This is a genomic window from Rosenbergiella metrosideri, assembly GCF_022602565.1.
Taxonomy (GTDB): domain Bacteria; phylum Pseudomonadota; class Gammaproteobacteria; order Enterobacterales; family Enterobacteriaceae; genus Rosenbergiella; species Rosenbergiella metrosideri.
In genome coordinates, this window is record NZ_JALBCV010000002.1 from 256,813 (window position 1) to 277,264 (window position 20,452).

General features: G+C 48.7%; 21 protein-coding genes. 17 read left to right on the forward strand and 4 right to left on the reverse strand.

What is annotated here, in order from left to right:
• Positions 1–49 precede the first annotated feature (49 nt).
• From bioB to bioD, 4 genes are read left to right on the forward strand one after another with little or no spacing between them, the layout of a single operon-like run.
• The gene (gene bioB, locus MKR94_RS03780) at positions 50–1,081 is read left to right on the forward strand and encodes a biotin synthase BioB (RefSeq protein WP_241645506.1); all 1,032 of its coding nucleotides are present in this window, start codon (positions 50–52) and stop codon (positions 1,079–1,081) included.
• Positions 1,081–2,229 carry an 8-amino-7-oxononanoate synthase gene (gene bioF, locus MKR94_RS03785; RefSeq protein ID WP_241645507.1) on the forward strand — a complete coding sequence of 383 codons (1,149 nt, stop codon included), beginning with the start codon at positions 1,081–1,083 and terminating at the stop codon, positions 2,227–2,229. The genes bioB and bioF overlap by 1 nt, the downstream gene beginning before the upstream one ends.
• Complete coding sequence (locus tag MKR94_RS03790; protein WP_241645508.1) at positions 2,219–2,980, forward strand: methyltransferase domain-containing protein; 762 nt, start codon at positions 2,219–2,221, stop codon at positions 2,978–2,980. The genes bioF and MKR94_RS03790 overlap by 11 nt, the downstream gene beginning before the upstream one ends.
• Positions 2,980–3,663, forward strand: a complete 684-nt coding sequence (bioD, locus tag MKR94_RS03795; protein ID WP_241585270.1) for a dethiobiotin synthase — start codon at positions 2,980–2,982, stop codon at positions 3,661–3,663. The genes MKR94_RS03790 and bioD overlap by 1 nt, the downstream gene beginning before the upstream one ends.
• Here bioD and MKR94_RS03800 read toward each other — a convergent pair.
• Positions 3,638–4,375 carry an ABC transporter ATP-binding protein gene (locus tag MKR94_RS03800; protein WP_241645509.1) on the reverse strand — a complete coding sequence of 246 codons (738 nt, stop codon included), beginning with the start codon at positions 4,373–4,375 and terminating at the stop codon, positions 3,638–3,640. The genes bioD and MKR94_RS03800 overlap by 26 nt on opposite strands.
• A gap of 725 nt (positions 4,376–5,100) precedes the next feature.
• On the opposite strand from MKR94_RS03800, the gene uvrB reads away from it, so the two are divergent.
• A complete protein-coding gene (gene uvrB / locus MKR94_RS03805; protein ID WP_099825894.1) occupies positions 5,101–7,131 on the forward strand; it encodes an excinuclease ABC subunit UvrB in 2,031 nt (676 codons plus the stop codon).
• Positions 7,132–7,175: 44 nt separating this feature from the next.
• On the opposite strand, the gene yvcK is transcribed toward uvrB, so the two are convergent.
• Complete coding sequence (gene yvcK / locus MKR94_RS03810; RefSeq protein ID WP_241645510.1) at positions 7,176–8,078, reverse strand: uridine diphosphate-N-acetylglucosamine-binding protein YvcK; 903 nt, start codon at positions 8,076–8,078, stop codon at positions 7,176–7,178.
• Positions 8,079–8,311: 233 nt separating this feature from the next.
• Here yvcK and moaA point away from each other — a divergent pair, with 233 nt between their 5' ends.
• The 11 genes from moaA (at position 8,312) to MKR94_RS03865 (ending at position 17,426) form a co-directional block, all read left to right on the forward strand.
• On the forward strand, positions 8,312–9,292 hold the full coding sequence (moaA, locus tag MKR94_RS03815) for a GTP 3',8-cyclase MoaA (protein WP_241645511.1): 981 nt from the start codon (positions 8,312–8,314) through the stop codon (positions 9,290–9,292).
• 14 nt (positions 9,293–9,306) lie between these two features.
• A complete protein-coding gene (moaB, locus tag MKR94_RS03820; RefSeq protein WP_241645512.1) occupies positions 9,307–9,828 on the forward strand; it encodes a molybdenum cofactor biosynthesis protein B in 522 nt (173 codons plus the stop codon).
• Positions 9,825–10,310 carry a cyclic pyranopterin monophosphate synthase MoaC gene (moaC, locus tag MKR94_RS03825; protein ID WP_099825510.1) on the forward strand — a complete coding sequence of 162 codons (486 nt, stop codon included), beginning with the start codon at positions 9,825–9,827 and terminating at the stop codon, positions 10,308–10,310. The genes moaB and moaC overlap by 4 nt, the downstream gene beginning before the upstream one ends.
• Complete coding sequence (gene moaD / locus MKR94_RS03830; RefSeq protein ID WP_214217745.1) at positions 10,303–10,548, forward strand: molybdopterin synthase sulfur carrier subunit; 246 nt, start codon at positions 10,303–10,305, stop codon at positions 10,546–10,548. The genes moaC and moaD overlap by 8 nt, the downstream gene beginning before the upstream one ends.
• Positions 10,548–11,018, forward strand: a complete 471-nt coding sequence (gene moaE, locus MKR94_RS03835; protein ID WP_241645513.1) for a molybdopterin synthase catalytic subunit MoaE — start codon at positions 10,548–10,550, stop codon at positions 11,016–11,018. The genes moaD and moaE overlap by 1 nt, the downstream gene beginning before the upstream one ends.
• 44 nt (positions 11,019–11,062) lie before the next feature.
• Positions 11,063–12,127, forward strand: a complete 1,065-nt coding sequence (locus MKR94_RS03840; RefSeq protein WP_241645616.1) for a DUF1615 domain-containing protein — start codon at positions 11,063–11,065, stop codon at positions 12,125–12,127.
• Positions 12,127–12,837 carry a Bax inhibitor-1/YccA family protein gene (locus tag MKR94_RS03845; RefSeq protein WP_241645514.1) on the forward strand — a complete coding sequence of 237 codons (711 nt, stop codon included), beginning with the start codon at positions 12,127–12,129 and terminating at the stop codon, positions 12,835–12,837. Before MKR94_RS03840 ends, MKR94_RS03845 begins: the two co-directional genes overlap by 1 nt.
• A gap of 450 nt (positions 12,838–13,287) precedes the next feature.
• A complete protein-coding gene (locus MKR94_RS03850) occupies positions 13,288–13,680 on the forward strand; it encodes a YbhQ family protein (RefSeq protein WP_241645515.1) in 393 nt (130 codons plus the stop codon).
• 183 nt (positions 13,681–13,863) lie between these two features.
• Positions 13,864–15,195 carry an ATP-dependent RNA helicase RhlE gene (rhlE, locus tag MKR94_RS03855; RefSeq protein ID WP_241645516.1) on the forward strand — a complete coding sequence of 444 codons (1,332 nt, stop codon included), beginning with the start codon at positions 13,864–13,866 and terminating at the stop codon, positions 15,193–15,195.
• 4 nt (positions 15,196–15,199) lie between these two features.
• Positions 15,200–16,147: a tRNA dihydrouridine(16) synthase DusC gene (dusC, locus tag MKR94_RS03860; RefSeq protein ID WP_241645517.1), complete on the forward strand. Its 948-nt coding sequence runs from the start codon at positions 15,200–15,202 to the stop codon at positions 16,145–16,147.
• 76 nt (positions 16,148–16,223) lie between these two features.
• Positions 16,224–17,426, forward strand: a complete 1,203-nt coding sequence (locus MKR94_RS03865) for an MFS transporter (protein ID WP_241645518.1) — start codon at positions 16,224–16,226, stop codon at positions 17,424–17,426.
• 40 nt (positions 17,427–17,466) lie between these two features.
• Here MKR94_RS03865 and MKR94_RS03870 read toward each other — a convergent pair whose 3' ends face one another.
• Both MKR94_RS03870 and MKR94_RS03875 read right to left on the reverse strand, forming a co-directional pair.
• Positions 17,467–18,525 (reverse strand): L,D-transpeptidase family protein, encoded by a 1,059-nt coding sequence (locus MKR94_RS03870; protein ID WP_241645519.1) that lies wholly within the window; start codon positions 18,523–18,525, stop codon positions 17,467–17,469.
• Between the two features lie 147 nt (positions 18,526–18,672).
• On the reverse strand, positions 18,673–19,251 hold the full coding sequence (locus MKR94_RS03875; protein ID WP_241645520.1) for a DedA family protein: 579 nt from the start codon (positions 19,249–19,251) through the stop codon (positions 18,673–18,675).
• Positions 19,252–19,482: 231 nt separating this feature from the next.
• Here MKR94_RS03875 and pbpG point away from each other — a divergent pair, with 231 nt between their 5' ends.
• Complete coding sequence (pbpG, locus tag MKR94_RS03880) at positions 19,483–20,388, forward strand: D-alanyl-D-alanine endopeptidase (RefSeq protein ID WP_241645521.1); 906 nt, start codon at positions 19,483–19,485, stop codon at positions 20,386–20,388.
• Positions 20,389–20,452: the final 64 nt, after the last annotated feature.

Here is a 20,452-nt window from a genome sequence, read left to right on the forward strand (position 1 = left end):
TTACAAGTATAACCACAATAACCGAATGTTTAAAGTTATGGAGCAAGCCATGTCACAACGTTGGACACGTCAGCAAGTTACTGAGCTGTTTGAGATGCCTTTTTTAGAACTGATGTTTAAGGCGCAGCAGATCCACCGTGAAAATTTCGACCCTGCTAAAGTACAAGTCAGTACCTTGCTTTCCATCAAAACGGGGGCGTGCCCTGAAGATTGTAAATATTGCCCGCAAAGTGCGCGCTATAAAACCGGTTTAGAATCTGAAAAATTAATGGAAGTGGAAGAAGTATTAACCTCAGCCCGTAAAGCGAAAGCCGCGGGATCAGGACGTTTTTGTATGGGTGCAGCATGGAAAAATCCGCATGCGCGGGATATGCCTTACCTGAAGAAAATGGTTGAAGGCGTTAAGGCGATGGGCTTAGAGACCTGTATGACGCTTGGTACGCTCTCTCCTGAACAAGCCGACGAGTTAGCCACTGCTGGACTCGATTATTACAACCATAACCTCGATACCTCGCCTGAGTTTTATGGCAACATCATCACCACTCGTAGTTATCAAGAACGTCTCGATACGCTGTCACATGTTCGCGGTGCGGGAATCAAGGTCTGTTCAGGTGGGATTGTCGGACTCGGGGAAACGATTGATGACCGCGCTGGCCTCTTGATGCAGTTAGCAAATCTTCCCACCCCGCCAGAAAGCGTACCCGTCAATATGTTAGTGAAGGTGAAGGGGACGCCACTGGCCGATAACGATGATGTCGATCCTTTCGACTTTATCCGTACCATTGCCGTTGCACGGGTATTAATGCCGAGTTCGTATGTACGTCTTTCAGCGGGTCGTGAACAGATGAGTGAACAAACTCAAGCGATGTGTTTTATGGCGGGGGCGAACTCAATTTTCTATGGCTGCAAATTGTTGACCACTGAAAACCCTGAAGAAGATAGCGATGTTCAACTTTTCCGCAAGCTTGGATTAAAACCGGCGCATGCTCACACGGAGCTAGGGGTGGAGTCTGAGTCTGAAATGCTGCATCAGCAAATTAGCCAAGCGGATACCTCACTCTTCTACAATGCGGCTGTCTAATGTCTTGGCAACAACGCATCGAAGACGCTTTACACCAACGCCAGCAGCAAGGATTGCTGCGGCGAAGGTTAGCGGTCACCGTCTCCCCGCACGCCCGCCTCACTCAGGACGGTCAACACTTCACGCATTTTTCCAGTAACGATTACTTAGGGTTAAGCCATCACCCTGCGGTGATTGATGCATGGTGCAAGGGGGCACAACACTGGGGGACGGGTGCGGGGGCGTCGGGGCACGTCACCGGCTACTCACCTTGCCACCAACAGCTTGAACACACACTAGCCGACTGGCTGGGTTTCCCACGGGCCATTCTCTTTAGCTCAGGCTTCGCGGCGAACCAAGCGTTAATTTTCGCCCTTGCCGAGTCCAGTGACACACTTATCGCCGATAAATTAATGCATGCCTCGTTACAGGAAGCGGCGGCGTTGTCTCCGGCCCGCTACCGCCGTTTCCCTCACAACTCGTTAGACGGCCTTGCGCGGCAATTAGGGGCGACCGATACGGAGAATCGTCTGGTCATCACCGAGGGCGTCTTCAGTATGGATGGCGATCAAGCGCCGTTAGCCGCGATCAGTGAAATGTGCCGCGAACACCAAGCATGGTTAATGGTCGATGATGCGCATGGTATCGGTGTGTTGGGTGACGAAGGGCGGGGCAGTTGCGCCCAGCAGCAGGTCACACCCGACATATTGGTAGTGACCTTCGGTAAAGCGCTTGGGGTGAGCGGTGCGGCCATTCTCTGTTCCGACGCGGTAGCGGCTTACTTGGAACAATCGGCTCGTCATCTCATTTATAGCACAGCATTACCCGCGGCCCAGGCTGCTGCTGTCTTAGCCAGTATCGAAATCGTTCGTCAGCAACCGGAATACCGCAAAAAGCTGAGCCAAAATATCAGCGATTTTCGAACCTTATGTAGGCAGCAGGGAATTCCTCTAACCGATTCATTAACGGCGATCCAGCCAGTGATTATCGGTGATAATCATCGAGCGTTGGCCATCGCCCAAGGCCTGCAATCGGCAGGGCATTGGGTACAAGCGATTCGCCCACCGACGGTCCCAGTGGGAAGCGCACGCTTAAGAATTACGCTGAGTGCTGCACACAGTACTGAGCAGATTACCCGTTTGGTTGAGGCCTTACATCATGTCCTCTAATCCCCCTATCCAGGTCGATAAAAAGGCGCTGGCGCAAGCATTTGGCCGTGCGGCGAAACAGTACGATCAATTTGCTGCGTTTCAACGTATTGTCGGTGAGCAACTCATGGCGCACTGCGACTGGCATAAGCCTGGTTTACTGGTAGATGCTGGAGCAGGTTCAGGCTGGTTTAGTCGTTATTTTCGTGGGCAGGGTCATTGCGTAACGGCTTTTGACCTCTCGAGCGGAATGCTGCAACAGGCCGTTCAACAGCACTCGGCAGATCACTATGTGCGTGGCGACCTTGAAGCGTTTCCTTTCCTTGCGCAAAGTGTTGACTACTTATGGAGTAATCTTGCGCTACAGTGGTGCAGTGATTTCCGACAAACCGTGCAACAGTTGCAACGCTCGCTGACGGCCCAAGGGAAACTCGCCATCTCAACCCTAGCCGCTGGCTCTTTACCGGAAATTGAACAGGTCTGGCAGCAGTTGGGGCGTTCTGCACCGATCAATCGCTGGTCTAGTGCTGAGTCACTGCTCGCCACGGCGGAGTCTCTGGGGCTGACTGCTTGGCAAGCACCTATCATCTGCCATTTTGCGTCTCCTCTCGAGGCTCTCTGGTCGTTAAAAGGTATCGGGGCGTCACACTTGCACGCGGGGCGTCAGGCAGGGCTAGGCGGACGAGCCTTCTTTCACCAATTAGCTGACCACTGGCCGCGAGACGAGCAAGGTTACCGTCTCACCTATCAAATCGTTTTTGGAGTTACCTGATGAGTCACACGTATTTCTTAACCGGAACCGATACAGATGTCGGCAAAACGCTCGTATCGGCCGCACTACTGCAAGCCGCGGCACGCGAGGGCTACACCACTGCAGGATATAAACCGGTTGCATCAGGATCAGAATGGACAACGGAAGGCTTGCGTAATCGTGATGCGTTGATTTTACAGCGCTACAGTAACCTAGACTTACCCTATGCGTCGGTCAACCCACTTACCTTTGAGCAACCGACCTCTCCGCATATCGCGAGCCAGCGCGAAGGCCAACCGATCAGCTTCCCACGGCTTGATGAAGGACTATCGGCCTTACAAGCGCAAGCGAATTGGGTGTTAGTGGAAGGGGCAGGGGGCTGGTTTACCCCGCTTTCTGCACAGCAACACTATGGTCAATGGGTGAGTGCGCAGGGACTACCGGTTATCTTAGTGGTAGGAATGAAGCTAGGCTGTATCAATCACGCCTTATTGACCCAAGCGGCTATTCAGCAAGCGGGACTGACGCTAGCAGGTTGGGTGGCTAATAGCCTGAGTCCTGAGCCACACGAATATGCTGCTTATTGTGGCTACCTGACTGACCAGATTAATGCGCCGTTACTGGGCGAAATCCCGTATTTAAGCGATGCGGAGCAATTGGACAATCTGGGACACTATCTTACATTACCTTCGTCAATGCGTTAGTACTCCACTCCACCGCGCCGCTGAAACGCATTAAATCGGCGGCCGTCCCCGACATGATACTTCGACCATGATGAAGCAGGGTAAAGTTATCGGCGACCCGTTTCACAAAAGGCAAATTCTTGTCCATCAATAACACGCTAATATTATGTTGTTTTGTGAGGGCAGTAATTATCGCAACAAGCTGGTCAGCTTCATGCGCGGTCAAACCTTCCGAAGGTTCATCTAATAAAATTAACTTAGGGTGGCTGATCACTGCCCGGGCTAGCGCCAATTGATATTGTAATCCTTTCGCTAATGTCCCGCTGCGTTGATGGCGTTCGCTGATCAGGGTTGGGAATAGCTGACTGATTATCGAGGGTAAGGTCGCGGGTAAGCGTCTTTGATGGCCCGCCTTCAGCGCAATGAGTAAATTTTCTTCTACACTCAGTTGCGAGAAAATCGGACTTCCTTGTGGAACATAGGTTATGCCTAGTTGCGAACGAAACTGACTAGGAAGCGAAATTAAACTACAAGGCAGCGTATTTTGCGGCTGCCACGTCATTTCGCCACTCATGATGGGGAGAAACCCCAAAATACAATGGAATAAGGTTGTCTTACCTGTGCCTTGTTGCCCGACGATGGCTGAGCAGCTATTTTGGTTCACTTCAAGGTTGATATCCCAGAGCGTATGGTGGTCGTCGTAGGCTTGATTGATCTCTCTCAGCTGAAGCATGGTGTCATCTCCCAATCCATTAGCAAGCTATGTAATAGAGTTGTTAAGCAATAAGCGCGCCAGTTTTTGTAAGGCTGATAGCGAAGGTGAGAGGAGGGGATGAGTCAATTGACGAAAAGGATGAACTTTAGTGGTGCATAACGAATCATAAAATAGCAATTATTTATCTCAACAAGTATTGACTTTCCCTGTTCAGTTAACATTTATGACAATAATTTGCAGCGGAATTGCCGAAGTAAAAAAGTGCCATCATTAAAAAAAATTTTTTTTATTGGTTTGTCATCTTTCTGAAAAATTATACACAGCCCACGGTTACTGGCCTGCCAGCAGTTATCCACCATTCCTGTGGATAACCATGTGTATTACCCTCTGAAAACAGTGGCTAGCCGATGAATGATGCGGGTTGGCATTGGAGTGGTTGTAAACTACACTTATTTTTATATAAATTTAAAATCAATACGTTACGCAAAAGCAATAGCATGAACGGTCGCCGACACGCGAGGCCGCGAACTTAATGACAAATGCTTGACAAAAATAAATTATCCTCGGCCGACGGTGGATAACCTAAAAAAAGATTGACTGACTGACTTTTATTCGACGCCGAGCATTTTTGGCGATAAGTGTACGAGCGGACTGGATGTTTATCCAGTAAAAATCTGTACTTCTTACCGCTAAAGCGTAAAATTACCTCTCATCCTGATACTGACTAACCGGAACCAATGATTATGAGTAAAGTTTTTACCTTACACTCGGAATTTAAGCCTTCTGGTGATCAGCCTGAAGCGATAAAAAAATTAGAAGAAGGGTTGGACGATGGTCTCGCTCATCAAACGTTACTTGGCGTGACCGGTTCAGGGAAAACCTTTACCATCGCTAACGTTATTGCCGATTCAAACCGTCCCACCATGATCATGGCACCGAATAAGACGCTAGCTGCCCAGCTTTATGGAGAGATGAAGGCTTTTTTCCCCGAAAACGCCGTCGAGTATTTCGTGTCTTACTACGATTATTACCAGCCGGAAGCCTATGTACCGAGTTCCGACACCTTTATCGAAAAAGATGCTTCGGTGAATGAACACATTGAGCAAATGCGTCTCTCAGCCACTAAAGCCCTACTCGAGCGCAAGGACGTGATTGTTGTGGCTTCAGTCTCGGCTATCTATGGACTAGGTGACCCTGACGCCTATTTGAAAATGATGCTGCATTTAACGCGAGGCATGATTATTGACCAGCGTAGCATTCTGCGCCGTCTGTCAGAGCTGCAGTACACACGTAACGATCAAGCTTTTCAGCGGGCGACATTCCGTGTTCGCGGAGATGTGATTGATATTTTCCCAGCGGAATCAGACGATTTAGCGTTGCGCGTGGAATTATTTGACGAAGAAGTCGAAAGACTCTCCCTCTTTGACCCGCTAACTGGGCAAATAGAGCAATCTGTTGCACGCTTTACTATCTATCCGAAAACCCACTATGTCACCCCCCGTGAGCGGATACTGCAAGCGATGGAGGAGATTAAAGTCGAGCTGGCTGATCGTAAAAAAGTCCTCTTAGACAATAATAAGCTCCTTGAAGAGCAGCGCATCACACAGCGCACGCAATTCGATCTCGAGATGATGAATGAACTGGGCTACTGTTCAGGTATCGAAAACTACTCGCGCTACCTGTCCGGACGGGGCCCAGGTCAGGCACCGCCAACCTTATTTGACTATCTGCCCGCAGACGGCCTGCTGGTGGTGGACGAGTCCCACGTGACCATCCCACAGATTGGTGGGATGTATAAAGGTGACCGAGCGCGCAAGGAAAACCTAGTTGAGTATGGCTTTCGCTTACCTTCTGCTCTGGATAACCGGCCGATGAAGTTTGAGGAGTTCGAAGCGCTCGCCCCGCAAACGATCTATGTCTCAGCGACCCCAGGCAAATACGAACTGGAAAAATCGGGCGAGGAAGTGATTGATCAAGTGGTGCGTCCAACAGGATTGCTGGATCCAATCTTAGAGATTAGACCGGTGGCGACCCAAGTGGACGACTTATTGTCTGAAATACGCCAACGCGTTGAAATCAATGAGAGGGTGTTAGTCACCGTACTGACTAAGCGTATGGCAGAAGATCTGACCGAATATTTAGAAGAGCATGGTGAGAAGGTCCGCTACCTTCACTCTGACATCGATACGGTTGAACGTATGGAAATTATTCGTGATCTACGCTTAGGGAAGTTCGATGTCTTGGTAGGGATCAACTTACTGCGAGAAGGTCTGGATATGCCAGAAGTCTCGCTGGTGGCGATTCTGGATGCGGATAAAGAAGGCTTCTTGCGCTCCGATCGATCACTGATTCAGACGATTGGACGGGCGGCTCGGAATGTGAGCGGTAAAGCGATTCTTTATGCAGATAAGATTACGCCGTCCATGGCCCGTGCGATTGAGGAAACCGAGCGTCGTCGTGAAAAGCAAGAGGCTTGGAATAAAGAGCACGGTATTACGCCGACCAAATTAAACAAGAAAATTACGGATATTCTTGAAATTGGTGGAGCGTCGGTGTCCGGTAAAAAAGCCAGCCCGTCCAAAGGGGATATCGAGCTAAAAGCAGCGGAAACAGCGGCGGAATATTCGCTGATGACCGCGCCGGAGTTACAAAAGAAGATTTCGGAGTACGAGCGAACTATGCAGAAACATGCGCAAAACCTCGAATTTGAAGAGGCTGCTCGTTTGCGTGATGAGCTTCATCAACTCCGAGATTTATTGCTTATCGCTATGTAGGCAACCGCAGTACGACACGGACAGCGTGCCGTGCTGCAATGTTCTTAATGTAAGGCTTGAAAGGCATCCTCTAGCGCTTGGCGTAGCAGCTGTCTGTCATGGCGATAACCCACATCGCTAGCATCTAATGGGCGCTGGATGCGCAGTCGTTGGGTAATACCACGGCTATCAGCGGTGGGACCCAGAATAACGCCGTCTATCACGCGGCGGCCAATCTCATTTTCAATTAAGGTGAGCTTCTCCGCTACCGAAAGATGCCCTGCAGGACTCAATTCTGTTCCTAGATTATCGATAAATAACATCTTTGCCGGAGTACGGCGCAACGCTTGGCTAATCGCTTTCACTAAAATGACTGGCATAATGCTGGTATAGAAACTGCCAGGGCCCAAAATAATCAGATCAGCATCGAGAACTGCTTCAATCGCTTCTCGGGTAGCTTTTACCGGGGCCGAGAGCGCTAAGCTCGTTGGCCACTCCTTCATTGCATCGATCTCGGTTTCTCCGTGGATCAAGGTCCCGCGAGCGTCCGTGGCGACTAAGTCAACGGGCTGTTCCGACATGGGGATTAAAAAGGCATCGACTTTCAATACATTACGTATGAGATTGATTGCCTCTAACGGCCGAACGCTCAGGCTATCTAGCGCACGTAACATTAAATTCCCTAAGTTATGCCCCGCTAATTCCCCTTGGCCGGAAAAGCGATATTCAAACATCGCTGACGCGACACTTGGTTGGGTAATGAGCTGATTTAAGCAATTACGAGTGTCTCCCCACGCAATGCCGCCCTCTGAGCGTCGGATGCGCCCCGTCGAGCCACCATTATCGGTAGTCGTGACTATTCCGGTAAGACGAGAACCGAGGGAGGAGAGCGAAGACATTACTCGTCCTAAGCCATGGCCGCCACCGATGGCAACGACTCTATCAAGATCTGCTAAGGTACGGTTCATTTGGGGCATCATCCTTAAGGGTCGAGTGTTTACGGCAAATACTAGCGCGTATTATCTGCTGTTCTCCACGTATTGCCCAAGACAAATTTGAAAAATATCAGAGAATTGATCAGCCAAACATGACACTTATACCTATTCAAGCTAGGATAATGTCATCACTTCCCCGGTTTTTCCTTACACGTGAATTGGCGTGAATGGATATTTTGTTGCATCACCTTTAACGAGGTATTTATTTGTTACCCTTGACCGATACCTATCAGCGCAAATTTTATTACTTACGGTTGTCCATTACGGACGTCTGTAACTTTCGCTGTACGTACTGTTTACCTGATGGCTATCGACCGAGTAAGGACCGAGAGGCGTTCTTATCTGTCGAGGAGGTCGCCCGAGTGGCGCAAGCCTTCGGTCAATTGGGAACGACGAAAATACGGTTAACGGGCGGTGAACCCTCAATGCGCCGTGATTTTAGCGATATTATCGCCGCTATTCGTCAGCAACCGGCGATACAACAGATTGCTATGACAACCAATGGCTACCGCTTAGCGAAAGAGGCGGCAAATTGGCGTACGGCGGGACTGACTGCGGTTAACGTCAGCCTAGATAGCTTGGATGCGCGTCAGTTTCATCAAATAACTGGGCAGAATAAATTTACTGAGGTTATGGCTGGAATCGATGCCAGTTTGGCCGCCGGTTTTCCCGTGGTCAAAATCAATGTTGTGTTGATGAAACATCTCACCCAACAGCTCCCCGAATTCCTCGCGTGGATAAAGGATCGTCCATTACAGCTGCGTTTTATTGAGTTGATGGAAACGGGGGAAGGCAACGATTACTTTGCTAAGCACCACCTTTCTGGTGAGCATTTACGCCGCCAATTAGTGGATCAAGGTTGGCAAATCGTCACCCGAGCCGCTGATGCGGGACCTGCCCAAATTTTTATTCATCCTGACTATCTTGGACAGATCGGGTTGATCATGCCTTATGACAAAGGTTTCTGTGATAGCTGTAACCGATTACGGGTCTCAGCTATCGGTCAATTACACCTCTGTTTATTTGGTGAGCAAGGCATCGATCTGCGTGATTTACTGCAGGCTGATGCCCAACAATCGGCGCTACAAGAACGTATTCAGTTGAGCTTGGCTCAGAAGAAACAGACACATTTTCTCCATCAAGGGATGACGGGCATGGCACGCAATCTCTCTTATATTGGTGGTTAAGGCGAGGAGCTGAAATGGATAATCCACAAGGGAACACACCTTCTCTAAATATTGCAGTATTAACGATCTCAAACCATCGTACCAAGGAAAATGATAGCTCTGGCGATTATCTGCAACAGGCGGTGGAACAAGCTGGACATCGCGTGGTTGAGCGTGCTATTTGCCCCGATAATCGCTATGCAATACGCGCCATCGTGTCACAAGCGATTGCGAGTCCGCATATCCAAGCGGTGTTAATCAATGGCGGAACGGGGTTTCATGAACAGAATACAACGCCTGAGGCAATAGTTCCGTTATTCGATAAAGAGATCACGGGGTTTGGTGAGCTGTTTAGGATGTTCTCGTTTGAACAGATTCAGCAGGCGACATTACAATCTCGTGCGGTAGCAGGGCTGGCTAATCAAACAGTCATCTTTGCCTTTCCTGGCTCCACCTCGGCGTGTCAATTGGCATGGGAACAGATTATCGATGCACAGCTTAATATCAACACTACCCCCTGTAATTTCGTGCCACAACTCAAGAAAATCTCCCAATGAATTCATTATCTCACCTTAATCAAGCGGGCGAGGCGAATATGGTGGATGTCAGCGAAAAAGCGGTGACATTACGACAAGCGCGTGCCGAAGCTTATCTCTCACTCAATGCGCATACCCTGCAATTAATTACTGAGGGCAAACATCCTAAAGGGGATGTCTTTGCTGTGGCACGGATCGCCGGGATTCAAGCAGCGAAGAAGACATGGGATCTTATCCCTCTGTGTCACCCGTTAATGCTGACCAAAGTGGAAGTATTGCTAACCCCACTACGCGATCCTTGCCGTATTCATATCCAAACGCTCTGCCGCTTGAGCGGGCAAACAGGCGTGGAGATGGAAGCCTTGACGGCAGCCTCAGTTACGGCGTTGACCTTATACGACATGTGTAAAGCGGTACAGAAAGACATGGTGATTGAGTGTATCCGGCTGGTGGAGAAGCAGGGTGGAAAATCCGGTGACTATCAAGGGAGTTGGCATGATTAAGGTACTTTTTTTTGCACAAACCCGTGAACTGGTAGAGTGCGATAAGCTTATGCTGCCTGCCGAGTTCAACACGGTTGAACAACTCCGTACCGCACTCGTACAACGCGGTAAACGCTGGCAGTTGGCACTGGCGGATGGGCGCTTATTGGTTGCGGTGAACCAAGAAATTTGCGACGTTTCACAGCCTCTACAGTCAGGTGATGAGGTGGCTTTCTTCCCACCCGTCACAGGGGGATAATGATGCCTGCGTTGACCCGTATTGAGGTCACTGCCGCTCCTTTCAATATCGAGGATGAATATCGGCTTGCCGCCAGCCATCATCAAGATGGCGCTCTCGTCTTTTTCGTCGGTAAGGTGCGAGATATGAACCAGGGATACGCGGTGAGTCAGCTTACCTTAGAACACTATCCAGGCATGACCGAGCGGGTGTTAAATGACCTTGCGGATCATGCTAGGGAGCGCTTTGCAGTCAATAACATCACGATTATCCATCGCGTAGGGACGTTTTCGTTGGCAGAAGAGATTGTCTTGGTGATCGTCAGTGCTATCCATCGGCATGCCGCCTTCTTGGCAACAGAATTCATTATGGATTTATTGAAAAGCCAAGCGCCTTTTTGGAAACGTGAGAATACAGCCGAGGGGATAAGGTGGTTATCACCTACCTTACAAGACAGTACCGCTTCAGAAAAATGGAACAATAAGGAATGATCAACGTGACGCGATCGACAGCCCAAAACTTGATACTGTCAGCTATGATGGCCTTGCTGCTGGCGAGTTGTGCGTCAGAAAAACCCAAAGCGCCAGCACGACCAAAAGTTGCCGTAACCACTCAAGTTAAGCAGCTGCTGCCGAGTTCTGTGTCAAACAAAACTGCTTGGTCGGAGGATATCTACCAAGCGTTTTTACATCAACAGATCGATGCTAATGTGTCTAATCTGTGCGCAGTCATTGCTGTGGCGGGCCAAGAGACCAATTTTAATGCTGACGCGCCGGTTAAAGGTTTACCGCAGATTGCTTGGCAGGAGATTTATCGTCGAGCAGGCTCACTGCATATTCCTGAATTTGTAGTACGTACGGCATTAAAAATTCCGTCGACCAATGGTAAAAGCTACACTGAGCGATTAGATACGGTACGCAGCGAACGTGAACTGAGCGATATTTTTGACGATTTAATTGATTCTGTTCCCTTAGGCCAACGGTTATTTGGTCGCTTTAACCCCATCCATACTGGAGGGCCGATGCAGGTAAGTATCGCCTTTGCGGAACAGCATGCAGAGAATTACCCTTACAAGGTAGAGAAAAGTATTCGTAAAGAAGTACTTACCCAGCGCGGTGGGATCTATTTTGGTACACTGCATCTGCTCGGCTACCCCACCCATTATTCGGTGCCTTTATACCGTTTTGCCGACTATAATGCAGGGTGGTATGCCAGTCGTAATGCTGCCTTCCAAGCGGCAGTCTCCTATTTGAGCGGACAAAAATTGGCATTAGATGGCGATTTAATTCAATATCAGAGTGACGCGCCGAGTCATACCGAGTTGGCGATTAGGTCGATTCGCTCTACACTGCAACTGAGCGAATCAGCGATTCACCAACAGTTGTCACAAGGTGAATCACTTGAATTTGAACAAAGCCAATTATGGAAAAAAGTCTTTTCTGCCGCCGATAAAAAGCGAGGGCAGGCTTGGCCACACGAGCGGTTACCAGGGATCACATTAGAAAGCCCTAAAATTTCTCGTAATTTGACTACCGCCTGGTTTGCACAACGCGTAAACCAACGTTATCAACACTGTTTACTTCAAGCTAGGGAGGAGTAATGGAAAATTATCAACGTCCTTCATCATTAGGACACACCTCGTCGGGCAGTCGCGTACAAGCGTATATGACCCAAGTTTATGGTTGGATGACCACTGGCTTATTATTAACGGCGTTTGTAAGCTGGTTTGCCGCAAGAACGCCTGCAGTAATGGAAGCGATCTTCTCCAGCCGAATGACCTTCTTTGGGTTAATCATTGCTCAACTTGCCGTGGTATTCGTACTGTCAGGTATGGTGCATAAAATGAGCGCAGCACTGGCCACTGGCCTGTTTATGCTGTACTCCGTCCTGACTGGGCTGACCATGGCCAGTATTTTTCTTGCCTTCACCTATTCTTCGATTGCCAGTACCTTTGTGGTGACGGCGGCGATGTTTGGTGCGATGACGGTTTATGGTGCGGTAACGAAGCGCGACCTCAGTAAATTGGGAAGCTTACTGTTTATGGCGTTGATCGGCATATTAATCGCTTCGCTGGTTAATTACTGGCTTAAGAGTACCGCATTAATGTGGGCGATTACCTACATCGGTGTAGTGGTATTTGTCGGCTTAACCGCTTACGACACACAAAAACTTCGCCAACTAGGTGAGAACATTGATGCATCGGATAAGGCGAATTTTCGTCGTTACAGTATCGTTGGGGCACTCACCTTATACTTGGATTTCATCAACCTTTTCATGATGTTACTAAGAATTTTTGGTGATAGACGATAACGTAACAGCAGAAGATCGTGAAAAGAGGGGATTATCCCCTCTTTTTTTTGCGTAAAAAAACAGCAGAAATTTCTTAAGTTGAATACACTACAAAAAGAGGTTTTATTTCAACTTACTGTTTTTAATGACCATTTATCAATAAAAACCTCCTACGGATTGTTTTTTGACCAATAAAAAGCCTTTCACTACATTATTCTAAAAATCCTGATTTTTAGGTATTTTTACAGTGTTTCATACTGATTAATTACCGGCTTTAAAACAAAATATGATATTCCTCCTTTTTTGTGGCAGACTGGGGCCGTCTTCTAAAGGAATTATCTGAAGAAATATCGGTCTTATCACAATTGCAGTGCAGAGTAGTGGTCAACCGATTTAATTCGATTACTCTCGGAAGACAATTACTGGCGTTAGAGTGTTTTGCTTTAGTGCGAGTATTACTAGGAGATAACTATGAAATGGTCTAACCGTGTTCAGATTGTCACTGGGCAAACGTGTTTTCATATCGCGATGCACTTAACCATCGTGGCTTCATTAATTTGGGGTTTTAAACACAAGTTGTTAGTTGAAGTCAGTGCCGGATTGGTCGCAAGTTATGTCGTTTTGCTGGTTGCTATGTTGATTACGCAAAATGTCTCGCGCTTACGCGCAGTGGGAGATTATCTAGAAGAAGCCTCTACCACCTACTATTTTGGTGCGGCAATGTTGTCACTCTTCTTATTCTCTCGTGTATTGCACAATCCGCTACTGATTTGTGGATTAGGTGTGGCGATGCTTATTGGGCCCGCACTTTTTTCATTGTTGGCTAAAGGTTCCAGTCAACAAGTCGAAAAAAAACGCAGCTAATACCTCCAAGGCCAGTCATTCGACTGGCCTTTTTAACATCCTCGCAGTCCTGCCTAAAGTCTGATACACTCCCTCCACTTATCGCATTGTAGTTTGCGTTGATCTCTCTCAATTTAGTGACAATCCCCCCCCTGAAAACTGCACCGTGAATAGACGGTCAGGGTGTCTCTGGAGCAATACCCCATGACTTTCGATTCACTCGGTCTACATGCCGAGATTTTGCGTGCTGTTAACGAACAGGGCTACACCACTCCCACGCCAATCCAACAACAAGCGATTCCTATCGTTTTAGCGGGGGATGACTTATTAGCCAGCGCGCAAACGGGTACGGGTAAAACCGCAGGGTTCACCTTGCCACTGTTACACCGTCTTGCCGCAAGTGAGAAGCCTATTAATGGACGCAGACCGGTACGAGCACTCATTTTAACGCCTACGCGCGAACTGGCCGCACAGGTTGGCGAGAATGTTCAAAGCTATAGCCGTTACCTTAAATTACGGTCGCTGGTGGTATTCGGCGGTGTCAGCATTAATCCGCAAATGATGAAATTACGTGGCGGAGTTGACGTACTGGTTGCTACACCTGGTCGATTACTCGATCTCGTGCAGCAGAATGCCGTGCAATTATCAAATATCGAAATTTTAGTGCTGGATGAAGCTGACCGTATGCTAGATATGGGCTTTATCCATGATATCCGTCGTATCTTGGCGAAATTACCGACGCGTCGTCAGAACTTACTGTTCTCTGCGACCTTCTCTGACGAGATCAAAACCCTGGCTGAAAAGTTATTAGACCGTCCAAAATTGGTCGAAGTGGCTCGCCGTAATACTGCTTCCGAACAAGTCTCTCAACAGGTGCATTTTGTTGATAAGAAGCGTAAGCGTGAATTGCTCTCTTATTTAATCGGTAAGGAAAATTGGCAACAGGTATTGGTCTTCACCCGTACCAAACACGGTGCTAACCACCTTGCAGAGCAGCTGAATAAAGATGGGATTACGGCTGCCGCTATCCACGGTAATAAAAGCCAAGGTGCGCGAACGCGTGCGCTTGAGCATTTTAAAACCGGGGAAGTGCGCGTGTTAGTTGCGACCGATATTGCAGCGCGCGGCATCGATATAGAAGAACTACCTCACGTCGTGAACTACGAGCTGCCCAATGTGGCGGAAGATTATGTGCACCGTATTGGCCGTACTGGCCGTGCAGCGGCCAGTGGTTCTGCACTGTCACTCGTTTGTGTAGATGAACATAAGTTATTGCGTGATATCGAAAAGCTCTTGAAAAAAGAGATTCCTCGCCTGGCCATTCCAGGCTATGAGCCGGATCCGTCTATTAAAGCTGAGCCGATTCAAAACGGACGTCAAGGTGGACGAGGTGCTGGACGTGGTGGACGCTCTGAGCATAATGGCTCGCGTGGACAGGGCCGTCCTCAAGGACAAAATAGCTCTCGACCTCGCACGCGTAATGGGGCTTCTGCGTCAACAAAGCCTGCCGCAAAGAAACCGCAGGGCAATCGCTAGTCCGATGCGTGTATTGTTAGCACCGATGGAAGGTGTGCTGGACGCCTTAGTCAGGGAACTCCTGACTAAGGTCAACGACTACGATCTCTGTGTCACGGAGTTTTTAAGAGTCGTTGATCAGTTATTACCCAAGAAATCGTTCTATCGTTTGTGTCCAGAATTAGCGCACCAGAGTCGCACGCCAACAGGGACGCTGGTCAGGATCCAGCTACTGGGTCAGCACCCACAGTGGTTAGCTGAAAATGCGCATCGCGCAGTGGAGCTAGGATCTTGGGGCGTCGATCTGAATTGTGGTTGTCCTTCTAAAACCGTTAATGGTAGTGGTGGCGGGGCGTCATTATTAAAGGACCCAGAACTGATCTACCAAGCAGCGAAAGCAATGCGTCAAGCGGTTCCTTTTACGCTTCCCGTTACCGTAAAAGTCCGTTTAGGTTGGGATTCCATCGACCACAGTGCTGAAATTGCCGATGCGGTAGAGCAGGCTGGGGCAACGGAAATCGTGATTCACGGGCGAACTAAGCAGGATGGTTATCGCGCAGAGACCATTAACTGGTCGGCAATAGCCGCTCTTCGAGAGCGACTGACGATACCTGTGATCGCTAACGGTGAAATTTGGGATTGGGCATCGGCACAAGCGTGTTTGGCGACCACCGGCTGCAGTGACCTGATGGTCGGTCGAGGCGCGCTTCATATCCCAAACCTCAGTAAGATGATCAAATATAATCATCCGGCAATGCCGTGGCCAGAAGTGGTAGCGCTGCTGGAGGACTATTGTCATCTTGAAAAGCAGGGTGATACCGGTATGTATCATGTGGCGCGGATTAAACAATGGCTGGGCTACTTACGAAAATCCTACGCTCAGGCTGATGAGCTCTTCAGTCAAATCCGTCCGATGACGCATTCTACCGCAATTGCCCAAGCCATTAACAAAGAGTTAATAAAATTAACCTAATATCAACCTTGTAACGCAACCTCGACTTATTGATATGCTATGCTGAGGATATTCCTGTTTTTATTTTGGTGTGTATATGCCTCAGCAGAGCGAACCGACGCGCGGTCAACTTAATCAGCGTATCCTGTCGGTAATGATATTTACCTTCTTTTGCTATCTCTCAGTTGGTCTTCCTTTAGCAGTATTGCCAGGTTTTGTGCACCATCAATTAGGCTATTCGCCTTTTATTGCTGGGTTAATTATCAGCCTACAATATTTTTCAACCCTGATCAGTCGCCCACAGAGTGGTAGACTGGCTGACCACTTTGGGCCGAAGAAAGTCGTTATGCTGGGGATGGTACTTTGTGGTCTCAGCGGTGCGATGACGGTAATCGCTGCCTTATCTGCTAGCCACCCAATGAGTAGTCTACTGCTGCTTGCGTTAGGTCGAATCTGCTTAGGGATTGGTGAAAGCTTCAGTAGCACTGGCGCGACATTATGGGGAATGAATTTAGTGGGTTCTGTCCATACTGCACGGGTTATCTCGTGGAATGGCGTTGCGACCTATTTTGCGATGGCTGTTGGTGCACCTTTTGGTGTGATGTTAAACCAATGGTTAGGCATCAGTGGTTTTGCGGGGTTGATTACGCTGATGGGCGTGACAGGTTTTTTGATTGCACGCCACCAAGCCAGTATTACTATTTCGCTGACGGCACCACGTCTGCCTTTTCGCCAAGTATTGGGGTTAGTCAGCCCTTACGGAATGGGGTTAGCGTTAGGCACGCTAGGCTTCGGCGTGATTGCGACCTTTATTACCCTTTATTTCTCCAGTCGTGGGTGGCAGGGCGCAGCCATGACATTAAGCCTTTATAGCTTAGGTTTTGTGTTATCGCGCTTTCTGTTTAGTCATATGATTACGCGTTTCGGGGGGCTGGCCGTCTCTCTCGGCTGTCTCATCACTGAAGCCATTGGATTATTTATGCTCTGGCATGCAGAGAGCGTATTGTGGGCCGATATTGGCGCACTGCTCACCGGTGCAGGTTTTTCGTTGGTCTTTCCCGCATTGGGCGTCGAAGCGGTTCGGCGGGTCAGTGAACAGAGTAAAGGGTCTGCACTGGGCACTTATTCCGCTTTCTTGGATCTCGCGTTGGGATTAACTGGACCGGTGGCGGGTTTGCTGATGAATCATAGCGGGATTCGGTCAATCTATCTGGCTGCTGCCGTCATGGTTTGTTTAGGTGCGTTGCTGGTGGGAACGTTACTGGTCAAGAGCCGCCGACTCATCGAAAGTGGGCAGTAGGCTGTTGTGGCCACACCGCAGGGTGTGGCCGACGAAAAGCTTACTCTTCAACCGGTGGTGGCTGAGTCACTGAATCGCTTGCTCCTTGTGCGGAGAAAGCCGAGTCGGGTGCCTCAGTTGGTTGCGCGTCACTCTGTTCAGCGACAGGCTGTGGCGTATTCGCATGTGCTTCTGCTACACCATTAACTTTTACTGGCATCCCAGAACGATTTTTCAATACTTGGTTCACGACGTCTTGATTAACGCTGGAATCAGAAAGCACTTTACTGACAGATTGCGTCAAGGTAATCGGCACCACGGCATTACTGGTAAATTGTTCTTCGGTGGTTGACAGAGGATTGTGCACCTCTAGGTAGCGTGACCCATCGGCTTCGACGGACGCTTTAACCGGTTGGTTGACGAATTGCACGCGGGTGCCCACTGGGACATGCTCGAACAGCCATTTAATATCGTCACCACGTAGACGTACACAGCCGTGGCTAACACGCAGCCCAATACCGAAATCAGCATTGGTGCCGTGGACGGCGTACATTTTGCCAATATAGAGCGCGTAAAGCCCCATAGGGTTATCTGGACCCGCAGGGAAGATGGTCGGTAGGTTTTTACCCTCATCCGCATATTCGCTGTGCATTTTCGCTGTTGGGGTCCACGTTGGGTTAGGGCGTTTACTTTCGACCTTAGTGACCCAATCAAGTGGCGTATCTTTGCCTAATTGACCGATACCAATAGGCAGAACAACGACGGTGTGACCGCCTTTCGGATAGTAGTAAAGACGCATTTCAGCACTGTTGATAACGATCCCTTCGCGGGGGGCATCAGGCAAAATCAATTGCTGTGGGATGATCAGTTTAGATCCAGCCTTCGGTAGATATACATCAATACCCGGGTTAGCTTCTAAAATATTACTCAGCCCCATCTCATATTGTGCTGCAAAAGCTTCCAGCGGTAATCTGCTGTCACTAGGGATAGAAATTTCGAGGTTCTCACCAGTAATACTACTGTTGGCTGCCGGAAGTGGATATACCACCGCCTGTGCAGTCTGAGAAAAGGCTGCAACAGTCATGGCAGCAGAGATCAACGCGCGGATGCTTTTTTTCATAGAATGTATGGCTTAAACCTGATTAACGGTAGTGTGAACAGGGTAGTAGGCCGAACCAAATTCAGCCTTATGCTTAGTATATGTGCAGACGAGATGAATGAACATCTGCTTTTGTATTTCAGTGAAAGATTCTGATATTTCTGGTGCTCACTGAGCAGAATTTCGGGTTCGTAGCCACTGAATGAGTTTCCAAGCACCCCAAATCACTAATGCCGCTACTGCCACCCAAAACAGGGGTTCAAGGTAATCTTCGATACGATTTAGCCACGGGGTAATAATTTTACCGGCGTAAAATCCTAGGCTTGCAAAGAGTCCCGCCCATATCGCGGCCCCGATTATGTTGAGTAACACGAATAGCCAAGGATGTAATCCACTGGACCCAATGATGATTGGTCCGATAATTCGAAAGCCGTACATAAATCTCGCCCCGATAACAAATAGGGCAGGGTGGCGGTGGATTAATGTATTCGCTTTATCAATTTTACTCTGCTGCTTCTCGAAGCGGCTTAAGAACTTGGTGCCATAGCGCCAACCCAAAAAGAACAGAATCTGGTCGCCGATGATACCACCCAGCATCGCGGCAGCGATCACCCAATAGAGGTGCAGCAACCCTTCGTGCGCGGCAATCCCCCCCAGCAGAACAAAGGTTTCTCCTTCAGCCATACAGCCGATAACCAGTGCGAGATAACCGTAATGTGAAATCAGAGAATGAATATCGATAGACAAAATAAGGTCCTGAAGTAAGTAAATGATCGTTTTATCATCATGTATCCGGCTAGCCGCATACGAAATAGCTCATTGACAGATTTTTTTACAAATACCCGCCTAAATCAGTAAACAGACTTAGTATTTTCTGACTCGATACGCGTATGATGCTGTCGCCAGCTTTTCTCCGGTTTGGAGGTGGGCAGCCTGTAGCCGATACAGAAAATTGACTTTGACCATATTAGACGAAAAATGCCAGTAAAACGCCATCATTGTATCCTAGCTCTCCTGTTATGTTGTTGTTTTTCCCTATCAGCGAAAGCGACTCCGGCTAAGTATAGTGCAAGCCAAGAGAATCGATTAGTGCAACCGCCGATCGCTTCTGGCAGCGCCTTGGTCGTCGACCTAGCCAGCAATAAAGTGATCTTTTCACTTCATCCGGACCGAGTCAGGCCGATTGCCTCAATCACTAAACTGATGACAGTGATGGTTGCTTTGGATGCTAAACAGCCGTTAGATGAGCTGCTGCCCGTGGATATTCATCAAACGTCGGAAATGCGTGGTGTATTTTCGCGAGTCAAAGTGAACAGTCATATTAGCCGCCGCGACATGATGCTGCTGGCATTGATGTCCTCTGAAAACCGTGCGGCGGCAAGCTTAGCGGCGAACTATAAAGGCGGCTATAACGCGTTTATTCAAGCAATGAATGCGAAGGCGCGTGCTTTAGGGATGAGTCATACTCATTATGTTGAACCCACGGGGTTGTCTATCCATAACGTTTCCGATGCCGAAGATTTAGTTAAATTACTTAAAGCGACCCGTGCTTATCCGTTAATAGGGCAATTAAGCACCACGCAGGAAACCACGGCCTCTTTCCAGAATCCGCGTTACAACTTACCTTTCCGTAATACCAATCATCTGGTCTATAACAAAACGTGGCAGATCGCGCTAACGAAAACGGGATATACCGATGAAGCCGGGCACTGTTTAGCGATGCGCACCGTCATTAATGGTCGGCCAGTGGCATTGGTCGTATTGGATGCCTTTGGGAAATATACCCACTTTGCCGACGCTAATCGAATTCGCAGTTGGTTAGAAACAGGAAAGGCGGCTCCCGTTCCGGCCGCAGCCTTAGCCTATAGAGCAGCCGCGAAATAAGCTTTTCAGCCACCTTCTGATAGGCAGATTTTTGACAACTCCCTATACTTATCCATAGCGATAA